At 61.4% G+C, this 18,633-nt stretch carries 23 protein-coding genes and 1 pseudogene; 13 read left to right on the forward strand and 11 right to left on the reverse strand.

Annotation, left to right across the window (positions count from 1 at the left end; translation table 11 throughout):
• Positions 1–77, reverse strand: a pseudogene (locus tag EN991_RS41735) (5-formyltetrahydrofolate cyclo-ligase); the annotation flags it as partial.
• Positions 78–718: 641 nt separating this feature from the next.
• Here EN991_RS41735 and EN991_RS00270 point away from each other — a divergent pair.
• Together EN991_RS00270 and EN991_RS40570 are read left to right on the forward strand one after the other, a co-directional pair.
• Positions 719–1,339 (forward strand): LysR family transcriptional regulator, encoded by a 621-nt coding sequence (locus EN991_RS00270; RefSeq protein ID WP_245460868.1) that lies wholly within the window; start codon positions 719–721, stop codon positions 1,337–1,339.
• Positions 1,336–1,563, forward strand: a complete 228-nt coding sequence (locus EN991_RS40570) for a hypothetical protein (protein WP_245460869.1) — start codon at positions 1,336–1,338, stop codon at positions 1,561–1,563. The genes EN991_RS00270 and EN991_RS40570 overlap by 4 nt, the downstream gene beginning before the upstream one ends.
• An 81-nt stretch (positions 1,564–1,644) precedes the next feature.
• On the opposite strand, the gene EN991_RS41570 is transcribed toward EN991_RS40570, so the two are convergent.
• The 3 genes from EN991_RS41570 to rnk all read right to left on the reverse strand — a co-directional run bounded on the left by EN991_RS41570 (position 1,645) and on the right by rnk (position 3,059).
• Positions 1,645–1,773 carry a hypothetical protein gene (locus tag EN991_RS41570; RefSeq protein ID WP_263499052.1) on the reverse strand — a complete coding sequence of 43 codons (129 nt, stop codon included), beginning with the start codon at positions 1,771–1,773 and terminating at the stop codon, positions 1,645–1,647.
• A 96-nt stretch (positions 1,774–1,869) separates the two neighbouring features.
• Positions 1,870–2,271: a nucleoside-diphosphate kinase gene (locus tag EN991_RS00275; RefSeq protein WP_127367934.1), complete on the reverse strand. Its 402-nt coding sequence runs from the start codon at positions 2,269–2,271 to the stop codon at positions 1,870–1,872.
• A 323-nt stretch (positions 2,272–2,594) separates the two neighbouring features.
• Positions 2,595–3,059: a nucleoside diphosphate kinase regulator gene (rnk, locus tag EN991_RS00280; protein WP_064994272.1), complete on the reverse strand. Its 465-nt coding sequence runs from the start codon at positions 3,057–3,059 to the stop codon at positions 2,595–2,597.
• A 478-nt stretch (positions 3,060–3,537) separates the two neighbouring features.
• Here rnk and EN991_RS00285 point away from each other — a divergent pair, with 478 nt between their 5' ends.
• Positions 3,538–4,395 carry a universal stress protein gene (locus EN991_RS00285; protein ID WP_127367935.1) on the forward strand — a complete coding sequence of 286 codons (858 nt, stop codon included), beginning with the start codon at positions 3,538–3,540 and terminating at the stop codon, positions 4,393–4,395.
• Between the two features lie 7 nt (positions 4,396–4,402).
• On the opposite strand, the gene mnhG is transcribed toward EN991_RS00285, so the two are convergent.
• The 7 genes from mnhG to EN991_RS00320 form a co-directional block, all read right to left on the reverse strand.
• Complete coding sequence (mnhG, locus tag EN991_RS00290) at positions 4,403–4,792, reverse strand: monovalent cation/H(+) antiporter subunit G (RefSeq protein ID WP_127367936.1); 390 nt, start codon at positions 4,790–4,792, stop codon at positions 4,403–4,405.
• Positions 4,789–5,070, reverse strand: a complete 282-nt coding sequence (locus tag EN991_RS00295; protein ID WP_064994275.1) for a K+/H+ antiporter subunit F — start codon at positions 5,068–5,070, stop codon at positions 4,789–4,791. The genes mnhG and EN991_RS00295 overlap by 4 nt, the downstream gene beginning before the upstream one ends.
• Positions 5,067–5,552, reverse strand: a complete 486-nt coding sequence (locus EN991_RS00300) for a Na+/H+ antiporter subunit E (protein WP_127367937.1) — start codon at positions 5,550–5,552, stop codon at positions 5,067–5,069. Before EN991_RS00300 ends, EN991_RS00295 begins: the two co-directional genes overlap by 4 nt.
• Positions 5,549–7,189 carry a monovalent cation/H+ antiporter subunit D gene (locus tag EN991_RS00305; protein ID WP_127367938.1) on the reverse strand — a complete coding sequence of 547 codons (1,641 nt, stop codon included), beginning with the start codon at positions 7,187–7,189 and terminating at the stop codon, positions 5,549–5,551. Before EN991_RS00305 ends, EN991_RS00300 begins: the two co-directional genes overlap by 4 nt.
• On the reverse strand, positions 7,189–7,530 hold the full coding sequence (locus EN991_RS00310; protein ID WP_127367939.1) for a Na+/H+ antiporter subunit C: 342 nt from the start codon (positions 7,528–7,530) through the stop codon (positions 7,189–7,191). Before EN991_RS00310 ends, EN991_RS00305 begins: the two co-directional genes overlap by 1 nt.
• Positions 7,530–10,448, reverse strand: a complete 2,919-nt coding sequence (locus EN991_RS00315) for a monovalent cation/H+ antiporter subunit A (protein WP_127367940.1) — start codon at positions 10,446–10,448, stop codon at positions 7,530–7,532. The genes EN991_RS00310 and EN991_RS00315 overlap by 1 nt, the downstream gene beginning before the upstream one ends.
• A 300-nt stretch (positions 10,449–10,748) precedes the next feature.
• Positions 10,749–10,955 carry a hypothetical protein gene (locus EN991_RS00320; RefSeq protein WP_127367941.1) on the reverse strand — a complete coding sequence of 69 codons (207 nt, stop codon included), beginning with the start codon at positions 10,953–10,955 and terminating at the stop codon, positions 10,749–10,751.
• On the opposite strand from EN991_RS00320, the gene EN991_RS40220 reads away from it, so the two are divergent.
• From EN991_RS40220 to EN991_RS00370, 10 genes are all read left to right on the forward strand, one after another.
• Entirely contained in the window at positions 10,954–11,274 is a 321-nt protein-coding gene (locus EN991_RS40220; protein ID WP_206519123.1) for a hypothetical protein, read from the forward strand. The genes EN991_RS00320 and EN991_RS40220 overlap by 2 nt on opposite strands.
• 392 nt (positions 11,275–11,666) lie before the next feature.
• Positions 11,667–12,203, forward strand: a complete 537-nt coding sequence (locus EN991_RS00330; protein ID WP_127367943.1) for a hypothetical protein — start codon at positions 11,667–11,669, stop codon at positions 12,201–12,203.
• Entirely contained in the window at positions 12,197–12,895 is a 699-nt protein-coding gene (locus EN991_RS00335) for a CBS domain-containing protein (RefSeq protein ID WP_127367944.1), read from the forward strand. Before EN991_RS00330 ends, EN991_RS00335 begins: the two co-directional genes overlap by 7 nt.
• Before the next feature lie 33 nt (positions 12,896–12,928).
• Positions 12,929–13,327 (forward strand): group III truncated hemoglobin, encoded by a 399-nt coding sequence (locus EN991_RS00340; protein WP_245321852.1) that lies wholly within the window; start codon positions 12,929–12,931, stop codon positions 13,325–13,327.
• Positions 13,324–13,662, forward strand: a complete 339-nt coding sequence (gene fdxA, locus EN991_RS00345) for a ferredoxin FdxA (RefSeq protein WP_127367945.1) — start codon at positions 13,324–13,326, stop codon at positions 13,660–13,662. The genes EN991_RS00340 and fdxA overlap by 4 nt, the downstream gene beginning before the upstream one ends.
• Positions 13,663–13,667: 5 nt before the next feature.
• The gene (locus EN991_RS00350; RefSeq protein ID WP_127367946.1) at positions 13,668–15,686 is read left to right on the forward strand and encodes a hydantoinase/oxoprolinase family protein; all 2,019 of its coding nucleotides are present in this window, start codon (positions 13,668–13,670) and stop codon (positions 15,684–15,686) included.
• Positions 15,687–15,705: 19 nt separating this feature from the next.
• Positions 15,706–16,821 (forward strand): GTP cyclohydrolase I, encoded by a 1,116-nt coding sequence (gene folE / locus EN991_RS41740; RefSeq protein ID WP_348629880.1) that lies wholly within the window; start codon positions 15,706–15,708, stop codon positions 16,819–16,821.
• A 58-nt stretch (positions 16,822–16,879) separates the two neighbouring features.
• On the forward strand, positions 16,880–17,560 hold the full coding sequence (locus EN991_RS00360; protein ID WP_127367947.1) for an RNA polymerase sigma factor: 681 nt from the start codon (positions 16,880–16,882) through the stop codon (positions 17,558–17,560).
• 117 nt (positions 17,561–17,677) lie between these two features.
• Positions 17,678–18,202 carry a DUF4142 domain-containing protein gene (locus EN991_RS00365; protein WP_064994314.1) on the forward strand — a complete coding sequence of 175 codons (525 nt, stop codon included), beginning with the start codon at positions 17,678–17,680 and terminating at the stop codon, positions 18,200–18,202.
• A complete protein-coding gene (locus tag EN991_RS00370) occupies positions 18,199–18,525 on the forward strand; it encodes a cupredoxin family copper-binding protein (RefSeq protein ID WP_206519124.1) in 327 nt (108 codons plus the stop codon). The genes EN991_RS00365 and EN991_RS00370 overlap by 4 nt, the downstream gene beginning before the upstream one ends.
• Positions 18,526–18,633 lie beyond the last annotated feature (108 nt).

The following is an 18,633-nucleotide window of genomic DNA, read 5'->3' on the forward strand; positions in this document are numbered from 1 at the left end:
TAACCGACGCCCACGACGAGAGGCCGCTTCGGCGCGGCGGCCAGGGTCCGGTCGAAGAAGCCGCCGCCATAGCCCAGGCGATAATTCGCCTGGTCGAAACCGACTTACGGGCGCGATGACCACATCCGGCTGGACCGAAGGCCCGTGTGACGGGACAAGAATATTCCACATTCCGCGTTCCAGTGGGTCTCCCGGTCCCCAAATACGAAACTCGAGCGGCCAGCCTTTTTTGATGACGACCGGCAGCGCGATCCGCCCGCCGCGCTCGATCACCCGGATCGCCCAGTTGCGAAGGTCCGTTTCCCCTCGAAAAGGCCAATAGCCACTAACGATGCGGCCGCTCACCCGGCCGACAGCCAGATCGAGAGCGGAAGCGATGCGCAAAGACTTCGCGAGGCGTTCCTCGGGGTCTACGGCTAGACGCTCGTCGATCAGGCGCTTGCGTTCCGCCTTGCGCCACCGACAGACATCCGACCAAGTGTCCTGCGCGATCGAATCCGCGCCATATCCCGGAACAAGTTCGTGCATGTAGCACGGCGGAGAGGCGTACTCTTGCGTTTCCAAGGGACCATCCTCCTGATCTGGCATTGCGCGCTCCATTAACCGTCGCAGCGGAAACCGCTCGGCCTCATCAAGGTTGCGCTGTGTAAAACAGGAAGGCAAACGGAATTAAATGCTGTATTGGTGCAAGATTATTGCACTGAACCGAGAAGCCCCAATGGACATCGACCGCGCTCGCACGTTTTTGGAAATCGTCCATTCGGGCAGCTTCCTGAAGGCTGCGGATCGCCTTCATGTCACGCAGACCACCGTAAGCGCACGCATTCGCACGCTGGAGGAGGAGCTCGGACGTCAGCTCTTCATCCGTAACCGCAACGGCGCGCAACTGACGCCGGCGGGCCGGGAGTTCGAGCGGTTCGCCCAGTCATTCGTGCAAATCTGGGAGCGCGCCCGCCACCAACTCGCCATCCCATCGGGACGGACAAGCGTCGTCGCCCTTGGCGGAGAGCTCAGCTTGTGGAACCCGCTGCTGCTCGACTGGCTGGTCTGGATGAAGAACGCCAGGCCGGAAATCGCCATCCAAGCCCAGGTCGGCGTACCGGACCAACTGATCGAGCAACTCAGGACCGGTGTTCTTGACATTGCGGTGCTCTATGCGCCGAGGTTGTTGCCGGGATTCAGGGTGGAGCTTCTCGTTGAGGAGCAACTCGTTCTGGTCCGGACCATGGACCGAGACGGGGAACCCGGCGGCTCCAAGGACTATGTCTATGTCGACTGGGGCCGCTGTTTGCGGCCCAGCATGGTGCCAGTTCCTCTGCCTTCGGCGAGCCGGGATTGATGGTCGGCCTGGGACCGCTGGGGCTGAGCTACATCTTGCGCGCCGGCGGAATGGGTTATTTCCGCAGGGGCGCAGCAGCTCCCCATATCGAGGCCGGGCAACTGGAGGTAGTAGAAGGCGCGCCGGAATTCACCTATCCGGCCTATGCCGTCTATTCGGAAGCAAGCGAGGCGCGAGCCGACGTACAGGAGGCGCTGCGCGGCCTGAAGCAAGTTGTGAATTGAGCGTCGCTCCCGGCGCGAAGCCATGGTTCGCGTTTGACCGCAAAGACTGCAACGGCAAGCTGGTCGGCTTCGCCGGTTCATCTACATTTCGATCAAAGCGTAGGCCAGGCCAAAGATTCCGGTCATTAGAACGGCGAAGAATGCCCAGCCTCTCAACGCGGCTCGCACATCTTCAGGCTTGGCGCCCTTCTGGTTGTTGTAATCATCCATAATCAGACCCTACTTTGTTGGCCTCAATTGATACAGGGCAAGGCCCGACGGGACGCTTGTCCACCCGCCTTCACAGCCTTCGGGACAGTCGAGTTCTCAGGCGGCCGATGGACCCGGGTCGTCGAACCCGGCATCGAATGCCGCCGCGACTTTGCTCTGAGCTTCGTCGTGCGGTTCATCGGAACGATGGACGACGCGCAGAACCGGTCCGTCCGGTCGCCACGAACCCGGCTCGGCAACGCCCGCCAGCTTCAGCCTCTCGCGCCTTGCGGCTTCTGGCTGATAAACCACTTCATGTACGGTCAGCGTTTCAAGGCTGGCGTCCGAGGTCGGAATGGAAATGGACTGACCCTCGGCCAGACCGAGCAGCGCCAGGCCGCGCGGATTGGTGATAGGCAACAGCATGCCAACCAGACCGCGCATGTGGTCATGGGCGACGATGCGGGTTTCGGCAGGGCCGTCGTTTACCCGATAAGCCACGCGGCTGCTGAGCGTCACGACGTTTGCCGGGGATGTCTTCCCGAAACATCACAACTGCGCTCGAAATCTTCCGTTGAAGGATCGCCGACAAGGCATCGCCGAGGGCAGGTCGGCGCTCCTGCATCACCTCAAGAATGGTGTAGTCCTTGGTGGTCAGTTGGCAGCTATCGATAGTGGGCATGGCACGTCTCCAGCCGGCCCTGTGCAAGGGGTCCGGCGTCAGGCAATTGATCGGGTTTGAAAGCTACCGCTGTGCCGGGCCAGGATAGGCCGGCGCAGGGGTCACACTCCCGCGATGAGGCTGCCCGCGTGATTGAGGAGACGGATGCCAACGCCCATGTCTAGACGCCCGCAGCGATTGTCGAAGACGCTGGCGCGCGCCGATCGGCCACATCGCCTGCCGGAGCGGGCTGGCTCACATCAAGCACCAGCAGTTCATGCCGACGCCCGTCTCGGGCGGTCCACATGATCGACTGCCCAGCCGAGAGGCCGACCAGGGCCGTGCCAATCGGCGTGAGGATTGAGACCTTGCCTTCGGAGATGTCCGCATCGCCAGGGAAAACCAGCGTCACCGTTTTCCGATCGCCGGTATCGGGCTTGAAAGTCACGGTCGAACCCATCCGGACGGTGCCGGCGGAGACCCAGCCATCAGCGACGATGCGGGCGCGCTCGAGTTCGGCGAACAGCTCATCTGCCGCCTCCGGATTTCGGGCGGCAACGGTGTTCGCGAGCGCCGACAGACGCGCGTGGTCCGACTTCGAAATGCGGATGTTCGGCTTGCGCCGGCTTTTCGTGATGTCTTGCATTTGAGTACTCATGTTTCTGCCTCGCGTCCGAGCCCGGCAAGGGATCGTCAGCGGTTGTCAGTGCGACGGAAATTTGTTGCTGAATGCGCCGATGCCGCAGGGACTGATGCGACCCTGCGCCAATGTTACATGTTCAATTTTTACATGTTCACCCCTCGGCTCGGGGCGCGCATGGCAGCCGAGCCGGGGGTTACGATCCCGCTATGGGGCAAACCCGGAAAAGAAAATCGCGACGGATTTTGGCGACGGTGCTCATACCCTATAGTTGGGGAAGCAATCTGCGAAGTCAAGGCGCTCGACGTCAGACTCAGCGGCAAGAGAAGCCGATCAAGCATTTCCGGCGGCCCTTGCAGCACAGTAGAGCCGCCGCCTAGGATGCCACTCCGAATACGCGATAGCATCGTCAACCAGATTACTAGCCAAAGTACGCCCAACGACCGGCGGTTATGATTTCAGGGACGAGGAACAAGGAGCTGCCATGAAAATCCTTGCCGCGACAGATTTTTCCACCCGTTCGCTACGTGCATTGCGGCGAGCTGGCCTTGTGGCTCGGGACGTCAGCGCCGAACTCACGCTTGTCCATGTCGTCGACGACGACCAGCCCGCAGATATACTCGAGCTCGAAAGACGCGAAGCACAGCGATATCTTGAAGAACAAATGGCCTCGATCCCCGAACTGCAGGGGCTCCGCTGCAGGTCCACGGTTGTCGCCGGCGACCCGTTCGACGGCATCCTGAAAGCGGCCGCAGCGAGCTCGGCGGATCTCATTGTCATGGGCGCGCACCGCAAGCAGTTGCTCCGCGATATTTTTGTCGGAACGACCATCGAACGCGTGATCCGTACCGGACCATGCCCGGTCCTCATGGTGAATGCTGAGGTGGAACATTCATACAAAAAGGTGATGGCCGCCGTGGATATGTCGGAGCCGTCCGCACGCGCAATCAGGACGGCGAGGGAAACCGGGCTCATAGGCGACGCCAGTCTTTCGCTGGTCCATGGTTTCGATGCGTTCGCCAAGGGAAAAATGTCCAATGCTGGAATAGGCAAGGACGAGATAGCGCGCTACGTGGCGGCAGAACGTTTGCAGGCGGGTAGGGAACTGGTCGCGTTTCTGGAGGCGAACGACTTTGGCGTCGACAACTGGTCGCTGCGTATCAAGGAAGCAGGCCCCGTCGAAGCAATCATGGAGGCGATCAAGGAGGTGGCGCCCGACCTTCTGGTGATCGGAACGCATGGCCGTTCGGGTCTCATCAAGGTACTTCTGGGCAGCGTGACAGAAAGCATTCTGCGATCGGTCGACGTGGATGTTTTCGCGGTGCCGCCGATCCGAAGTTGATCGTGGCCTACGCGCCAGATGATCGTGGTTGTTCGTCTTGGGATTCTGCGGCCATCTCGAATGGCGGGACGCCATCGTTGCCTTCGCTGCGGTCTCGGTAAAGCGACGCGCGCGCCAGCAGCATAAGCGAGACGGGTGTCGTGACAGTCACGAACAGTGCGATCAGTATCTCGTGCAGGAGAGGTTTCGACTGAAGCACGGAATGAAAGATGATCGAGGCGATCAGAACACCGCCCGTGCCCCAGGTGGTCCCTAGCGTCGGGGCGTGAATTCGTTCGTAAAAGCTTCTGAACCTCAGGAGCCCGACCGACCCGAGCAGGGTCAGCGTCGACCCCAGGATCAAGAAGAACCCCGTGAGCAGAGCAGCCCAGACCGGCAGGTCGGCGACAGGGGTCATTCTATTACCTCGCCGCGCATAAGGAATTTCGCCAGCGCCACGGTCGAGACAAAGCCAAGCAGCGCGATCACCAGGGCAGCCTCGAAATAGACCGTGCTGCCGGCACGGATGCCGAAAGTCAGCAGGAGAAGCATGGCGCCGACATAGAGCGCATCGAAGCTCAGGATCCGGTCCTGCGCGCGCGGCCCCCGAACGAGGCGCAGCAGAGCACATGCCATGGCGGCGACCAGAAGCAATTGAGCGGTGGTGACGGACCATGCGATTATGACGCCGCTCATTCGAAAATCTCCATCAACCGTCGTTCATAACGCTGCTTGATCAGGTCGATCCACGCCTGCTGGTCGATCAGGTCGAGAACATGGATCCGAAGCCTGCCGCTGCCGGCGTGATATTCGACCCAGGCGGTGCCGGGCGTGCTGGTGATGATGCAGGCGAGTACGGCCAACCCAGTCCGGTCGCGCAGTTCGAGCGGGATCATCACGAATCCGGATGTTCGCGTATGCCGCCCGCCTTGCAGGATGATCTCCGCCACGGCGATGTTGGAGCGAAGAATGTCCGCCAGGACGACCAGGACCAATTGCGGGATCAGGTCCCAGCGTCGTATTTTTGGTTTAGCGGGCTGAAGCGCTGCCATGGCCAAGGACGCTGCGAGAGCGATGACGCCGCCGAGAAACACCTGGCCGATGGACAGCCCATTGAGCAGTATCCACATCGCGAGCAGCGAAGCTGTCAGCAGCGGATAAGGCAGAAGGGCGATCATTTGTCCCTCGGCGCGTTGGGCCCTGGTATCGGCTGGATGGACAGAACATCTCGCAAGTAGTCCGCGGGCGAATGCAGCGATTGGGCGGTCGCATCCATGTAGCGCATCATCGGTCCACCCTGGACCGTCATCAACAGGCAGAGCGTCAGGAGGAAGGCTACTGGCGCGATCTCCAGGAGCAGCACGCGGGGGACGGTGCCTTCGATCGGCGCCCAGAAAATCTGGATGCCAGCGCGCATCGTGCCGATCAGGGCGCAGAGGCCGGACAGGATCAGCAACGCGACCAGGATCCATGTCGAGCCCGCGATTAGGCCGCCACCCGCCACAGGATCGGGGCGCACCATCGCGGTCAGCAGCGCGAACTTTCCGACAAATCCCGAAAGCGGTGGCAGGCCCGCGAGCAAGAGGCCGCATGCCGCGAAACAGATGCCGAGAACGGCCAGCGTGCCGGGGATGGCAACGCCGACTTCCTCCTGCTCTGGCACCGGCTCCTCCATGTCGTCGCGATAGGCTTCCATGGTCACCGATAGAACATGCGCGGCTGGGTCCTGCACCCGCTCGACGAGTTCGATCAAGAGAAAGAACGCGCCGATCGTCAGTGTTGAACTGACCATGTAGAAGAGGGCTCCGGCAGTGACTCTCGCATCGGCCATCCCGATCGCGGCCAGCAGTGTGCCGGATGAGACCAGGATGCTGAAGCCGGCGAGCCGGCCCACTGCCTGCGACGCCAACACGCCGATAGCGCCGAAGGCGATGGTGGCCATGCCGCCGAACAGCAGCCACGAGTCGCCAAAGCCCGCTGTGGCGCCGGCGTCCACGCCAAACAGCAACAGGGAAAGCCTCAGCAGGATATAGAAGCCGACCTTGGTCATGATCACGAAGATCGCGGCGACCGGGGCCGCTGCCGCCGAATAAGCGCCGGGCAGCCAGAAGCTCAGCGGCCACATCCCCGCCTTGACCAGGAAGGCGACGCCGAGGACGGCGGCGCCTGCTTCGAGCAGCATTCGATCCGCCGCCGGCACCGCCGGGATTCGCTGCGCAAGATCTGCCATGTTCAGTGTGCCGGTCACGCCGTAGATCAGGCTGACCCCGATCAGAAACAGCGACGAAGCAGCGAGATTGACTGCAATGTAGTGCAGGCCCGCCTTGACGCGGAGCGGTCCCGAGCCATGCAGAACGAGACCATAGGATGCAGCCAGAAGCACCTCGAAGAAGACGAACAGGTTGAACAGGTCGCCGGTGAGGAACGCCCCGTTCAGCCCCATGAGCAGAAACTGGAAGAGCGTGTGGAAATGCGGCCCTGCCTTGTGCCAGCGCGCCAGCGAGAAGGCCAGGGAAGCGAGCGCCAGTACGCTGGTGAGAACCAGCATCAGGGCGGACAACCTGTCGAGCACGAGCACGATGCCGAACGGCGCCGGCCAATTGCCGAGCAGATAGACGCCGGTGGTTGCTGACGAAGCAAAGGCATTGTCGACCGAGCGAAGCAGAGCTATGGCGATGACCACCAGCGCAAGCACCGAGACGATGCTGATCACTGCCTTGACGACATGGCGACGCTCGTCCAGCAGCAGCAGCACGGCCCCTGCCGCGAGCGGCAGGACGATCGGCATGATCATGAGATGACCTGCCGTTTCCATCAATTGGGCTCCCTGCCGTCGACATGGTCGCTGCCCGTCAGGCCACGCGATACGAGCAGCACCACGAGGAACAGGGCCGTTGTCGCGAAGCCGATGACGATGGCGGTCAAAACAAGCGCCTGCGGGATGGGGTCGGCGTAGTCCGCTGGGTTGACCACCGCGCCGGATTCGAGAACGGGCGGCGTATTCACCCTGAGTCTGCCCATCGAGAAGATGAACAGATTAACCCCATAGCCGATGAGCGACAGGCCGATGATGACCTGAAAGGTCCGCGGCCGAAGTAACAGCCAAACGCCGGCCCCCGTCAGTACGCCGATCCCGATGGCAAGGATAAGCTCCACTACGCGATTTCCTCGTTGCTTTGCGCCACGATCCGGTATGCGCGCAGTCGGCGGATGGACTGGTGGGCGAGAGCGATCAGCATCAGCACGGTCGCACCGAGAACGAGGCAAAAGACGCCGAGATCGAAAAGGGTCGCGGTAGCCGCCGGCACCGAACCGATCAGTGGCAATTCGACATAACGGGAATACGAGGTCAGGAAAGGGTATCCGAACAGCCAGGAGGCCGCCCCGACGAGGGCCGCCAGGAGAAGGCCGAAGCCGATCCAGTTCACCGGCAGGACCCGCAACCTGTCTTCAACCCAGCGTGTGCCCGCCGCCAGATATTGCAAGATGAAGGCGGCGGCCAATGCGATTCCGGCGACAAAGCCGCCGCCGGGGAGATCGTGGCCGCGCATGAACAGATAGGCGGCGACCACGATGATGACCGGGAACAGCCATTGCATGATCACCGCCGGGATCAGCAAATAGTCGCTCACCGTATCGCCCGCCTCACGGTCGGGCCTGGCTTCGTCGAATGCCCTCTGGACGCGTTGCTGTTCAGGGGATTCGACATTGTCGGGCGCCGGCCGGAACCGGCGAAGCAGGGCGAACACCGTCAACGCGACGATGCCGAGAACCGTGATCTCGCCGAACGTGTCGAAACCCCGGAAGTCCACCAGGATGACGTTGACGACGTTCTTGCCGCCTCCTTCCGAATAGGCCTTTTTCAGGAAGAAGTCGGCGATTGTGACGGGCGGGGTTCGTGTCATAACCGCATAGGCGATAATGGTCATGCCGGTCCCGCACACCACCGCAATGGCCAGATCGCGGTAGCGACGTAGTCTTGCGCCAGTCGTGGCCAGGCCGGGGGCGACGTCTGCCGATCGCTTGGGCAACCAGCGCAATCCCAGAAGGATGAGAACCGTGGTCACCACCTCCACGAGCAGTTGAGTGAGCGCGAGGTCCGGCGCCGAAAACCAGACGAAGGTGGTGCAGGTGACAAGTCCGGCTCCGCCGAGCAGGACAAGGGCGAACAGCCGGTGGAACTTGGCTTGCCACGCGGCGCCAAGGGCGCACACGACGCCGACTGCCCAGATGCCGGCGAAGGTGACGTCGACGCCTTGGACTGTCAGCCGACCAGGATCGAAACCTAGCCTGTAGAGCGGCCAAGCGGCGGCGATGAAGGCCACGACGACCAGCAAGCGAAGTTGCGGCTGGAGCCGACGCGTTCCGAGAAACCTTTCCAGGAAGCGGGCACCTCTCCACGAAACCACCACCAACACGCGCTCGAAGACGCGCTGGCCCCTGAGACGGCGGAAGTAGGGAGGGCCGTCCTCGCAGCGCGCCAGATAGTCCTTCAGCAGCAGATAAAGGATTGCGCCACCGGCAAGCGCCAACACGCTCATGAACAGAGGAATTGTGAACCCGTGCCAGATAGCCAGACTGTACTGTGGCGTCGCGGGTCCCAGGACGGAGGTGACGGCGGTGTGGAGGAACGGACCGATGGTCAGGCCGGGAACGGTCCCAACCAGGAGGCAGGCAAGCACAAGAAGTTGGATCGGAAACCGCATGAAAAACGGCGGTTCGTGAGGTTCGCGAGGCAGCTCAGCCGGCAGCGGTCGGAAAAACACGTTGTGGATGAACCGTGCCGAGTAGGCAACAGCGAAAGCGCTGCCCAGGACGGCAGCATAGGGCGCGGCGGTATCGAGAATGGAATCGGCGTGCGTTTCGATCGCCTCGGCGAAGAACATTTCCTTGGAGAGAAATCCGTTGAGGAGGGGGACGCCAGCCATGGCCGCGCTTGCCACCATGGCGAGCGTCGCGGTGTAGGGCATGACACGGAAAAGCCCGCCCAGCCGCTGCATGTCGCGCGTTCCGGTCTCATGGTCGATGATACCGGCGGCCATGAACAACGAGGCTTTGAACGTGGCGTGGTTCATCATGTGGAAGATGGCAGCGACGGCACCCAGCGGGCTACCGAGGCTGAGCAGAAGTGTAATCAGACCGAGATGGCTGATGGTCGAGTAGGCGAGCAAACCCTTAATGTCCCGCTGGAAGATCGCAAAATAAGCTCCCAAAACGAAAGACATCATGCCGGCGAAGCCGACGATCCAAAACCATTCGTATGTCCCCGCAAGCACCGGCCACAGGCGCGCCAACAGGAACACGCCGGCCTTCACCATGGTCGCTGAGTGCAGGTAGGCCGAGACCGGGGTCGGTGCGGCCATGGCGTTGGGCAGCCAGAAGTGAAACGGAAACTGCGCGCTCTTGGTGAACCCCCCGAGCAGCACAAGAACCAGGATGGGCACATAGAGATCGTGGGAGCGGATAAGGTCGCCCGACGCCAAAACACGATCGAGGTCGTAGCTGCCAACGGCATGGCCAATCAGCAGGAAGCCGGCCAACAGACCGATGCCGCCGATGCCGGTAATCGTCAGCGCCATGCGGGCGCCGTCGCGGGCACTGGCGTTGTGGTGCCAATAGCCAATCAGCAGGAAGGAAAAGATGCTGGTCAGTTCCCAGAATACGACCAGCAGGATCAAGTTTCCGGAAATGACGACCCCGAGCATCGATCCCATGAACGCGAGAAAGAACGAAAAGAACCGCGGAACCGGGTCTTCCGGGGCCATGTAGTAGCGCGCATAAATGACGACGAGGAAGCCGATGCCGCTTATGAGCATGGCGAACAGCCAGGCAAATCCATCCATTCGCAAAGTGAAATCAAGGCCAAGCGTCGGAAGCCATTCGATATCGCTACGCACCACACCTGGACCGAGTACCGAGGGATAAAACATGACCGCCAAACCCAGACAGGTAAACGACGCGGCGGCGGCGAGGACAGCTGCGGCGTTGCGAGCCTTTGTCGGGAGCATGAGAGCGGCAAGGCTGCCTACGAAAGGCAGGACGATCATCAGTATCAGCGCTGTGTCGTCTGTCATCTATTGGAGCCCAAAGTCTTCGGAGACAACCACTGCCTGGCTCCGCCCATTATGGTTCTCCGGTGACATTGGGCAAGGCATTGATTGGCGGGTTCCCAGAACACCTGTCCGCGCCGCGCGATGACCACTCAGTTGGAGGCAGAAGCAGTTTGCGAGGTCGCTGACATCGATCAAGGATCCGAGCGCCATGTGGATGGGAGCGCTCGGTGCGGACTCTCAAGAAAGGTGGCGTTCGGCTGCTTCCGGCATGCCGTCAGCGGCCCCTGCCGTCAGTTGCTATCCAATCCGTTTGACGCACGCCTAGTCGTGGCGGGCGCCAAGCAAGGTGGCTATCACCAGTTCTCGTCCGGCCCTGTTTATCCCGGTCCCGCCCGGTCTTTCTTCCGCCAGTCCGAGGAAGACAAGGCGTTCGGCCAAGGCTTTCGATAAAGAAGGGTAGGGTCCGCGGTTCATTCGTTTGAGCGCCGTTTGCTCGTCCTCGGTGAGATCGTCCCAGATAACCGTCATGAAGGGCTTCCTTCCTCGCGCCTGCGCAGCCAAGCGGGATCTGAACTGCCCAGCAGCGGACTGTGAACGTGGAACCATCGGCTCAGAAGACCTATGGAACGGCGTCCGTTCCGACGATGCCGCCTTCATTTTCCAGGACGCCAATTCGTCTGACTTCGGAGCGGTTGAGTTTCAGGCGAACGCCGACACCGCCGCCGTTTTCCGCGATGAAAACGGCGCCGGCGTTTTCAAGCGCGGTTTGCAGCGTGTCGCAGATATCCTGGTCGGGAAGGTTGATCCGGCGCTCGAATTCCTCGATGACCAACGCATCCACACCTGAATTGCTTGAGAGCTTGTCACGGGTCCATTCGACCAGCGCGCGAGCGGCACGGCATTGAGCACCAGTGATCATCATAATCTCCTGTTACCGCGTTCGGGGCCGAAATCACCGCTTGCTAAGAGCCGGGACAATCGAGGGCGCGATGGCTTCGGCCCATCAGAGATGCATATCGATTCCGAAAAGGGAAGGGCTGTGCCACGCGCTGCAATCGAAATTCTGATGCAAAATAATTGTGCTAAAGCGGCAATAAATTTCGTTTGTCTTGTAGGTAAGGACGAGTGAAGCTCGCGCGTAACGAAATTGACACATTCGGTGCCAGCCAGCAGGTCTAAACGCCACGGGAGTTCTTGGCGTTGTCGCGCGAGGGGCACCTGGGCTCGACGATGACAATAATGGACAGGCTTGAACACGATTTCGGCAGAATACTTTCCGGCAGGGACATCCAGTGTCATGTAGTAGGGCAAATGGTATCTGCCAGCCTCGATGTAGATGGCCGCATTCCAATTGCTCTCGTAGATGGCAGTGCTCTCAAAAGACGGCTCCGAGAGGAACTGCTCCTGCAAGCACAGACCCGGCTGCCGATCACCTATGCAAGACTGGCCGAGAGCATAGTTGGTTCAGACGCAACAGGGGTGATTCGGGATGTGCTCGAACAACTGATGGACGACGATGCGGACGAAGGCCTGCCATTGCTTGCGGCTGTTGCCGTGAAGGCGCTCGAACCCGGTTTGCCCGCTCACTGGTTCTTCCGGAAAGCCGAGGATATGGGGCTGTTCGCTGGCGATCCGACCAATCTGGAAGCCTATGCTTTCCATGCGAGGGAGTTCTATCGCGCGATCCACCTCCATGCTGGCAACGGGCAAGTCTCTGGAACGACCTTGCCGCCGGTTCTGCCGCCCGCAGACAGGTCAAGGAGAACGAAATGCTGACCGCCAAGGACGTCATGACGTCACCTGTTATTGCGATAGGGCCTGACAGTACGGTGGATGAGGTCGGCGATATTCTCCTGTCGTACGGGATCAGCGCCGTGCCGGTGATTGATCGAGGTGCGCTGCTGGGCATCGTCAGTGAAGGAGACCTGATCCGCCGGGCAGAGATCGGTACAGCCCCGCAACATCGTTCCTGGTGGCTTCGGCTTTTCGCCAACAACGCCGCCCTTGCGGAAGGCTATGTCAAGTCTCATTCCGAGCATGTGACCGACGTCATGACAAAGGAGGTTGCGACTGTGGTCGAGAGCACGCCAGTCGTCGAGATCGCAACCCTGCTTGAACACAATCGGATCAAGCGTGTTCCGGTGCTGCGCGACGGACAGATTGTGGGGGTCGTCAGTCGTGCCGATCTGGTGCGGGCGCTGGTCGTCGCCAGGAAACGTTGGCGCGCTCCGGTGTCGCAGGACGACAGCAGCATCAGGCTGGAGATTATTGAAGCCTTGCGATCCGAATCATGGCCCTCGACCGGAAGGTCGGACGTGACCGTGACCAACGGCGTAGTTACGTTCTCGGGAGCTTACCTGTCCGAGCAGGAGCGCAAAGCCACGCTCATCCTGGCTGAAAACACCGCTGGCGTGCGGGCTATCGATGATCACCGCATTCCCCTCGATATGACCTACGGTGTGGTCTGAAGGGCCGGATAAGCGCTGGACCAGAGCATGCCCTTGACACAGACAGCCCCGATTTCCGACGAGCAGATTCGACAACTCGTCGACTCCTTCTACGACAAGATCCGCGCCGACGCGGATCTCAGGCCGATTTTCGAGCGCGTCGTTGCCGGTGATTGCGAAACGCATCTGGCGAAGATGTACGAATTTTGGTCCTCGGTCATCCTGACCAGCGGATTCTACAAGGGAAGTCTCGTCGCGGTCCGCAAGCACATGGGTGGGTTGGAGATCGGTCTGCTCGGCCGGTGCCTCGCCTTGTTTGGCGAAAGTTGCGACGAATTGCTGGACAGGGAGACTGCGGGACTGTGTTGGCTGAAGGCCGCCCATGTCGCCGAAAGTCTGAAGCTGTTATTGTTCTGTCGCCCTGACCGGCCATGGCTGAGAAACGCCTCATGACGTTCGTGGTCACCGACAATTGCATCAGATGCAAATACATGGACTGCGTGGAAGTCTGTCCCGTGGATTGTTTCTATGAAGGCGAGAACATGCTCGTCATCCATCCCGATGAATGCATCGACTGCGGCGTCTGCGAGCCAGAATGCCCGGCGAAAGCCATTTTTCCCGATACCGTGCCTGGTCTCGACGATTGGCTCGCGCTGAACGCCGAGTATGCGTCTGCGTGGCCTAATATTGCGGTCAAGCGTGATCCACCCGCCGACGCCAAGGCGTTCGACGGCGAAGCAAACAAGCTCGCGAAATATTTTTCACCCGAACCCGGGCTAGGCGACTGATCAAGATGAACGCATATACCCACCAGCCGTCGCCCCTGTATCTGGGCGTCGACACCGGCGGCACGTATACCGATGCCGTGCTGTGGTCAGAATCTACAGGCATCGTGGCCAAGGCCAAATCGCTGACCACACGGCACGATCTTGCCGAGGGCATCGCCGGTGCCGTCGACGCTGTTTTATCCGAGGCTGCCATCGAACCCGGCGCGATCAAGCTCGTCTCCATGTCGACCACGCTCGCGACCAACGCCCTCGTCGAAGGGCAGGGCGGACGGGTCGCGCTGGTGATGATCGGTTTCGCCGAAGCCGACCTTGACCGGAACGGATTGTCAAAGGCTCTCGGCTCCGATCCCGTGATCTTTTGTCCGGGCGGACATGACGTCCATGGCGATCCGCGTCCGCTGGTGCTGGACGCTCTCGTGGCCGCGCTGCCGTCTCTCGCCGACACGGTTTCAGGCATCGCCGTGGCCTCCTATTTTGCGGTTCGCAATCCCGAGCATGAGGTCGCGGTACGTGACGTCATTCGCGAGCGTACCGGGCTTCCGGTGACCTGTTCGCATGAGCTGTCGTCTAAACTCGGCGGCCCGCGACGGGCGATGACCACGCTTCTCAACGCCCGGTTGATCTCGATGATTGATCGTCTTGTCGACGCCACCGAAGGCTTTCTGGCAAGACGCGGGATCGTCGCTCCGCTCATGGTCGTGCGCGGCGACGGCGCGCTTATCACCGCAGAATTCGCCCGCGCCCGGCCGATCGAGACCATCCTGTCAGGACCAGCGGCCAGCCTGGTTGGAGCCCGGTACATGACCGGTATTGATGACGGAGTGGTGTCCGACATCGGCGGCACCACCACCGACATCGCCGTTCTGGACGGCGGTCGCCTGCGGCTCGACCCGGAAGGCGCTACCGTCGGCGGAATGCGAACCATGGTGGAAGCCGTCGCCATGCGCACCTTTGGCCTCGGGGGAGATTCGGAAGTCTCGCTCCATGAGCGGTCGCTGACTTCGACGATCGTGCTCGGCCCCCGTCGACTCGTGCCACTGGCGCTCGCCGCGGTGAAGCACGGCGATGCCATCCATAATGGCCTCAAGCGGCAATTGCTCAGCCCCAACACCAGCCGGCTGGACGGCCGCTTCGCGTTGTGCACAGGTGTCCCCGAGCGTCTGGCTGCGGGCCTGACCGTTACCGAGGCGCGGCTCTATGCCCACATTTCGGCAATTCCCGCCGCGCTCGATCGGCTGCTCGTATCGACATCACAGGTCGCAACGCTCAATCGCCTGGTCGCGCGTGGTCTGGTGCATATTGCGGGCTTCACGCCATCCGATGCGGCCCATGTGCTCGGCCGGCAGGGCAACTGGGATCCTGTCGCGGCTCGACTGGGCGCCGAATTGTTCGCACGCAAGCGCGACGGCCAAGGGCATCGTGTCGCCAAAGGAGCGGAAGCATTTTCCGAGATGGTCCTCATCGCCGTCACCCGGCGTTCTGCAGAAGCCATTCTTGAAACAGTCTTTGCCGAGGACGGGCTGGATGGCGGCGTCTCTGTTGCCAATCCGCTGGTTCAGCGTGCCGTTGGCCGACGAGGCGGCATGGCGCAGCTGTCGATCGCACTCGACCGGCCGGTGATCGGCCTCGGCGCTTCGGCATCGCTTCACTACGCGGGGCTGCCGCCGATCCTCGGCAATGCGTGCAAGATCGCCGAACACGCCGACGTCGCCAATGCGCTAGGCGCGGTGGTCGGGCAGGTACGGATGTCAGCGGAAGCCCGCGTCAGCCAGCCGGAGATCGGGCTTTTCCGTCTCAATTCCGGCCTGCGGCTGGACGATTTTGACACCGAGGACGAAGCAATGGCCGCCGCCGAAGCCCACATTCGCGCTCTGGCGGCAGGTCTCGCCGAGCGCGCCGGGACCGATCAGGCTCGGATCGAGATCTCACGGGACATAAGGGTTGCCACAATCGAGGGCGAGCGCAGTTTCGTCGAAGCCATCGTCGTCGCGACAGCCACCGGGCGGCCGCGGATCGCGTCCTGACCCGGATAGGGGCCGCCCTGTGGCCACGGCCGGAACGTTGCGCAGGCTGGAGCCCTTCGCCGATCTGAAGACCGATATAGGCCCTGGTGCAAATGAATACTCCGCACGCCAGCGAGACTTTGCAGTGGGTGCATGTGCCGTCGACCGCCAGCAAATGGTCGCCGACGCGTACCAGGACCACCAGCTGACCGGCGGCATCGGCATTATCGCGATTGCCACGATGAACACACCAACAGCGAGGTCAGGGTCGGTTTCCGCGGGCTGTTTCGATGCCATCTTGGTTCTCCTTCACGATCCTGACGGCGTGCGTCGACCATGCGCCAGACATGAAATTGGATGCAGCGCTTTTCGAAAAGTTCCCGTGGTTCGCCACGGATGGGAACCTTCCTCCTGGGTGTCGTGCCAGTCGGGAACCAATCCTCGCCAGCCGCATCCAATGGTTTCGAGCGTGGAACTGGAGAGACCGATGGACCTGCATTCGCAAATTCTGAACGACACCGAAGATGGCGTGTCGGCCTCCGCCGAAGGAAATTCAGTGGGAGACGGCCAACCCAGAGCAGTCGGCCGCGTCCGGCCGACGCGCTTCGATGCTGAGGCCGCGGTCAGGACGCTGATCTCTTGGGCCGGCGACGATCCGGCCCGACCCGGTCTTATCGATACTCCTGCGCGTGTCATTCGTGCCTATGAAGAGTGGTTTGCCGGCTATCGGCAAGATCCTGTGAGACTGCTCGAACGGACGTTCGATGAAATCGGCGGCTATAACCAGGCGGTCGAACTGCACGACATAGCGTTTCATTCTTTCTGCGAGCACCACATGGCCGCAATCCACGGCAAGGCGTACATCGCCTACATGCCCCTCAACCGCGTGGTGGGCATCTCCAAATTGGCAAGGGTCGTCGAGGCTTGCGCTCGCCGCTTGCAGGTACAGGAGCGGCTCACGGATGATATCGCTTGCGCGATCGAGGATGCCCTGCAGCCGGGTGGAGTGGCCGTCGTGCTTGTGGCCGAGCATGGCTGCATGACATCGCGCGGCGTCCACGCGCACGGCACCCGCATGGTCACCAAACGCATGCTCGGCGTTTTCGAGACGAACATCGATCTGAGGCGCGAATTCCTGTCGTCGATTCCGGTGTGACGAATTTTCAGGAACCTTGTTGTCGAGACCAATCTCTTGAAGGGCAAGGAGACTGCTCATGTCGTACGTTCGGCGAGACGCGACCGAAATCATCGCTGCCTCTGGCGACCTGGAATTGACGCAGCGAGCCCTGGCGCGCGACGGCGCTGCCTTTCGCACCATCATCAAGACGCATAACCAGCGGCTTTACCGCATCGCGCGCGGCGAGGTGCGCAATGACAGCGAGGCCGAGGACATCGTCCAGGAGGCCTATGTCAGGGCCTTTGCCCATCTCGGCAGTTTTCGCGGCGATGCCTCGCTCGGCACGTGGCTGTCGCGCATCGTCATCAACGAAGCGCTCGGCCGGTTGCGTAAAAGATGGCGATCGGTGGCGATGCCCGAGAACCCGCAGGCCGAGATTATCCAGTTTCCCCTCAACCCCAGCGATGATCCGGAGCGGACAATGGCGCAACGGCAAATCCTGGCCCTTGTCGAACGGGCGACCGACAGCCTTCCAGATCTCTACAGGATGGTGTTCGTGGCGCGGGTGATCGAGGGCCTGAGCATTGAAGAGACTTCAGAACTACTCGGCGTGCGGCCCGAAACCGTCAAGACCCGCCTGCATCGCGCTCGCGCCCTGCTGCGCAAGGCGCTGGATGACCAGATCGGGCCGGTGCTGCTCGACGCCTTCCCCTTCGCTGGCCGGCGCTGCGAACGGTTGACCGCTGCCGTGATGAAGCGGCTCGGCCTGGAAGGCTGACCCATTTTCTGATTTGGCGGATTTTCGCGGGAACGTTTGCCGCCGCGCTGCATCCAATGATGCGTCAACCGGAAACGAAGCCCGAGGCGATCCCCGCATCCGGGCGAAGGAGATGTCATGCTTATTCGTCACACCGCCGCTCTGGCCGCCTTGCTGCTGCTTGGCACTGCCCCGCTTGCGCAAGCCGCCGACAAACCAACCGACCCGCAGATCGCCCACATCGCCTATACAGCCGGCGTGATCGATGTCGAGGCGGCCAAGCAAGCGCTCAAGAAGTCGAAGAACAAGGAGGTGCTCGCCTTTGCCAAGGACATGGTCCGCGACCATGAGGCGGTGAATGTCCAAGCGCTCGACCTGGTCAAGAAACTCAAGGTGACGCCGGAAGACAACGCCACCAGCAAGGCGCTGACCAAAGCCGCCGCGGAGGAGCGGGCCAAGCTCGCCAAGCTCAAGGGAGCGGCCTTCGACAAGGCCTATGTAGACAACGAGGTAGCCTATCACAAGCAGGTCGACGACGCTCTCCAAACGCTCCTGATTCCCTCTGCGAGCAACGCCGAGCTCAAGGATCTGCTGGAGACCGGCCTGAAGATATTCCAAGGCCATGAACAACATGCCGAACATGTCGCCGGCATGCTGAAATGAGAACAGCGCTGATGATGCCGAAACGGCAACTGTGGATTGCACTGGCGCTAACAATCGTCGCCGCGCCGGTGAAGGCCGAAACCATCCAGGTCACCATCGACAAGCTGGTGTTCTCGCCAGTGACCGTCGAGGCGAAGGTTGGCGACACGATCGAGTGGGTAAACAAGGACGTGTTTGCCCACACAGCCACCGTGAAGGGTGGCTGGGATGTGATGATCCCGCCGAAGAAGTCCGGAAGCCTGAGATTGAAGGCCGCGGGAGCGGTCAACTATTTCTGCCGCTTCCACCCCAACATGAAGGGCCGCATCACGGTGGCGCCATAGCTGGAGCGTGGGATCGCGACAGGCGTCGCGATCCAACAATTCGGGGGGCGTCGTGCCCAAGGAGGTTACGCAGGCAAAGACCGCTTTGTCTTTGCGGGCGGCGACAGA

Source organism: Mesorhizobium sp. M7A.F.Ca.US.005.03.2.1 (assembly GCF_003997795.1).
Lineage (GTDB): Bacteria > Pseudomonadota > Alphaproteobacteria > Rhizobiales > Rhizobiaceae > Mesorhizobium > Mesorhizobium ciceri.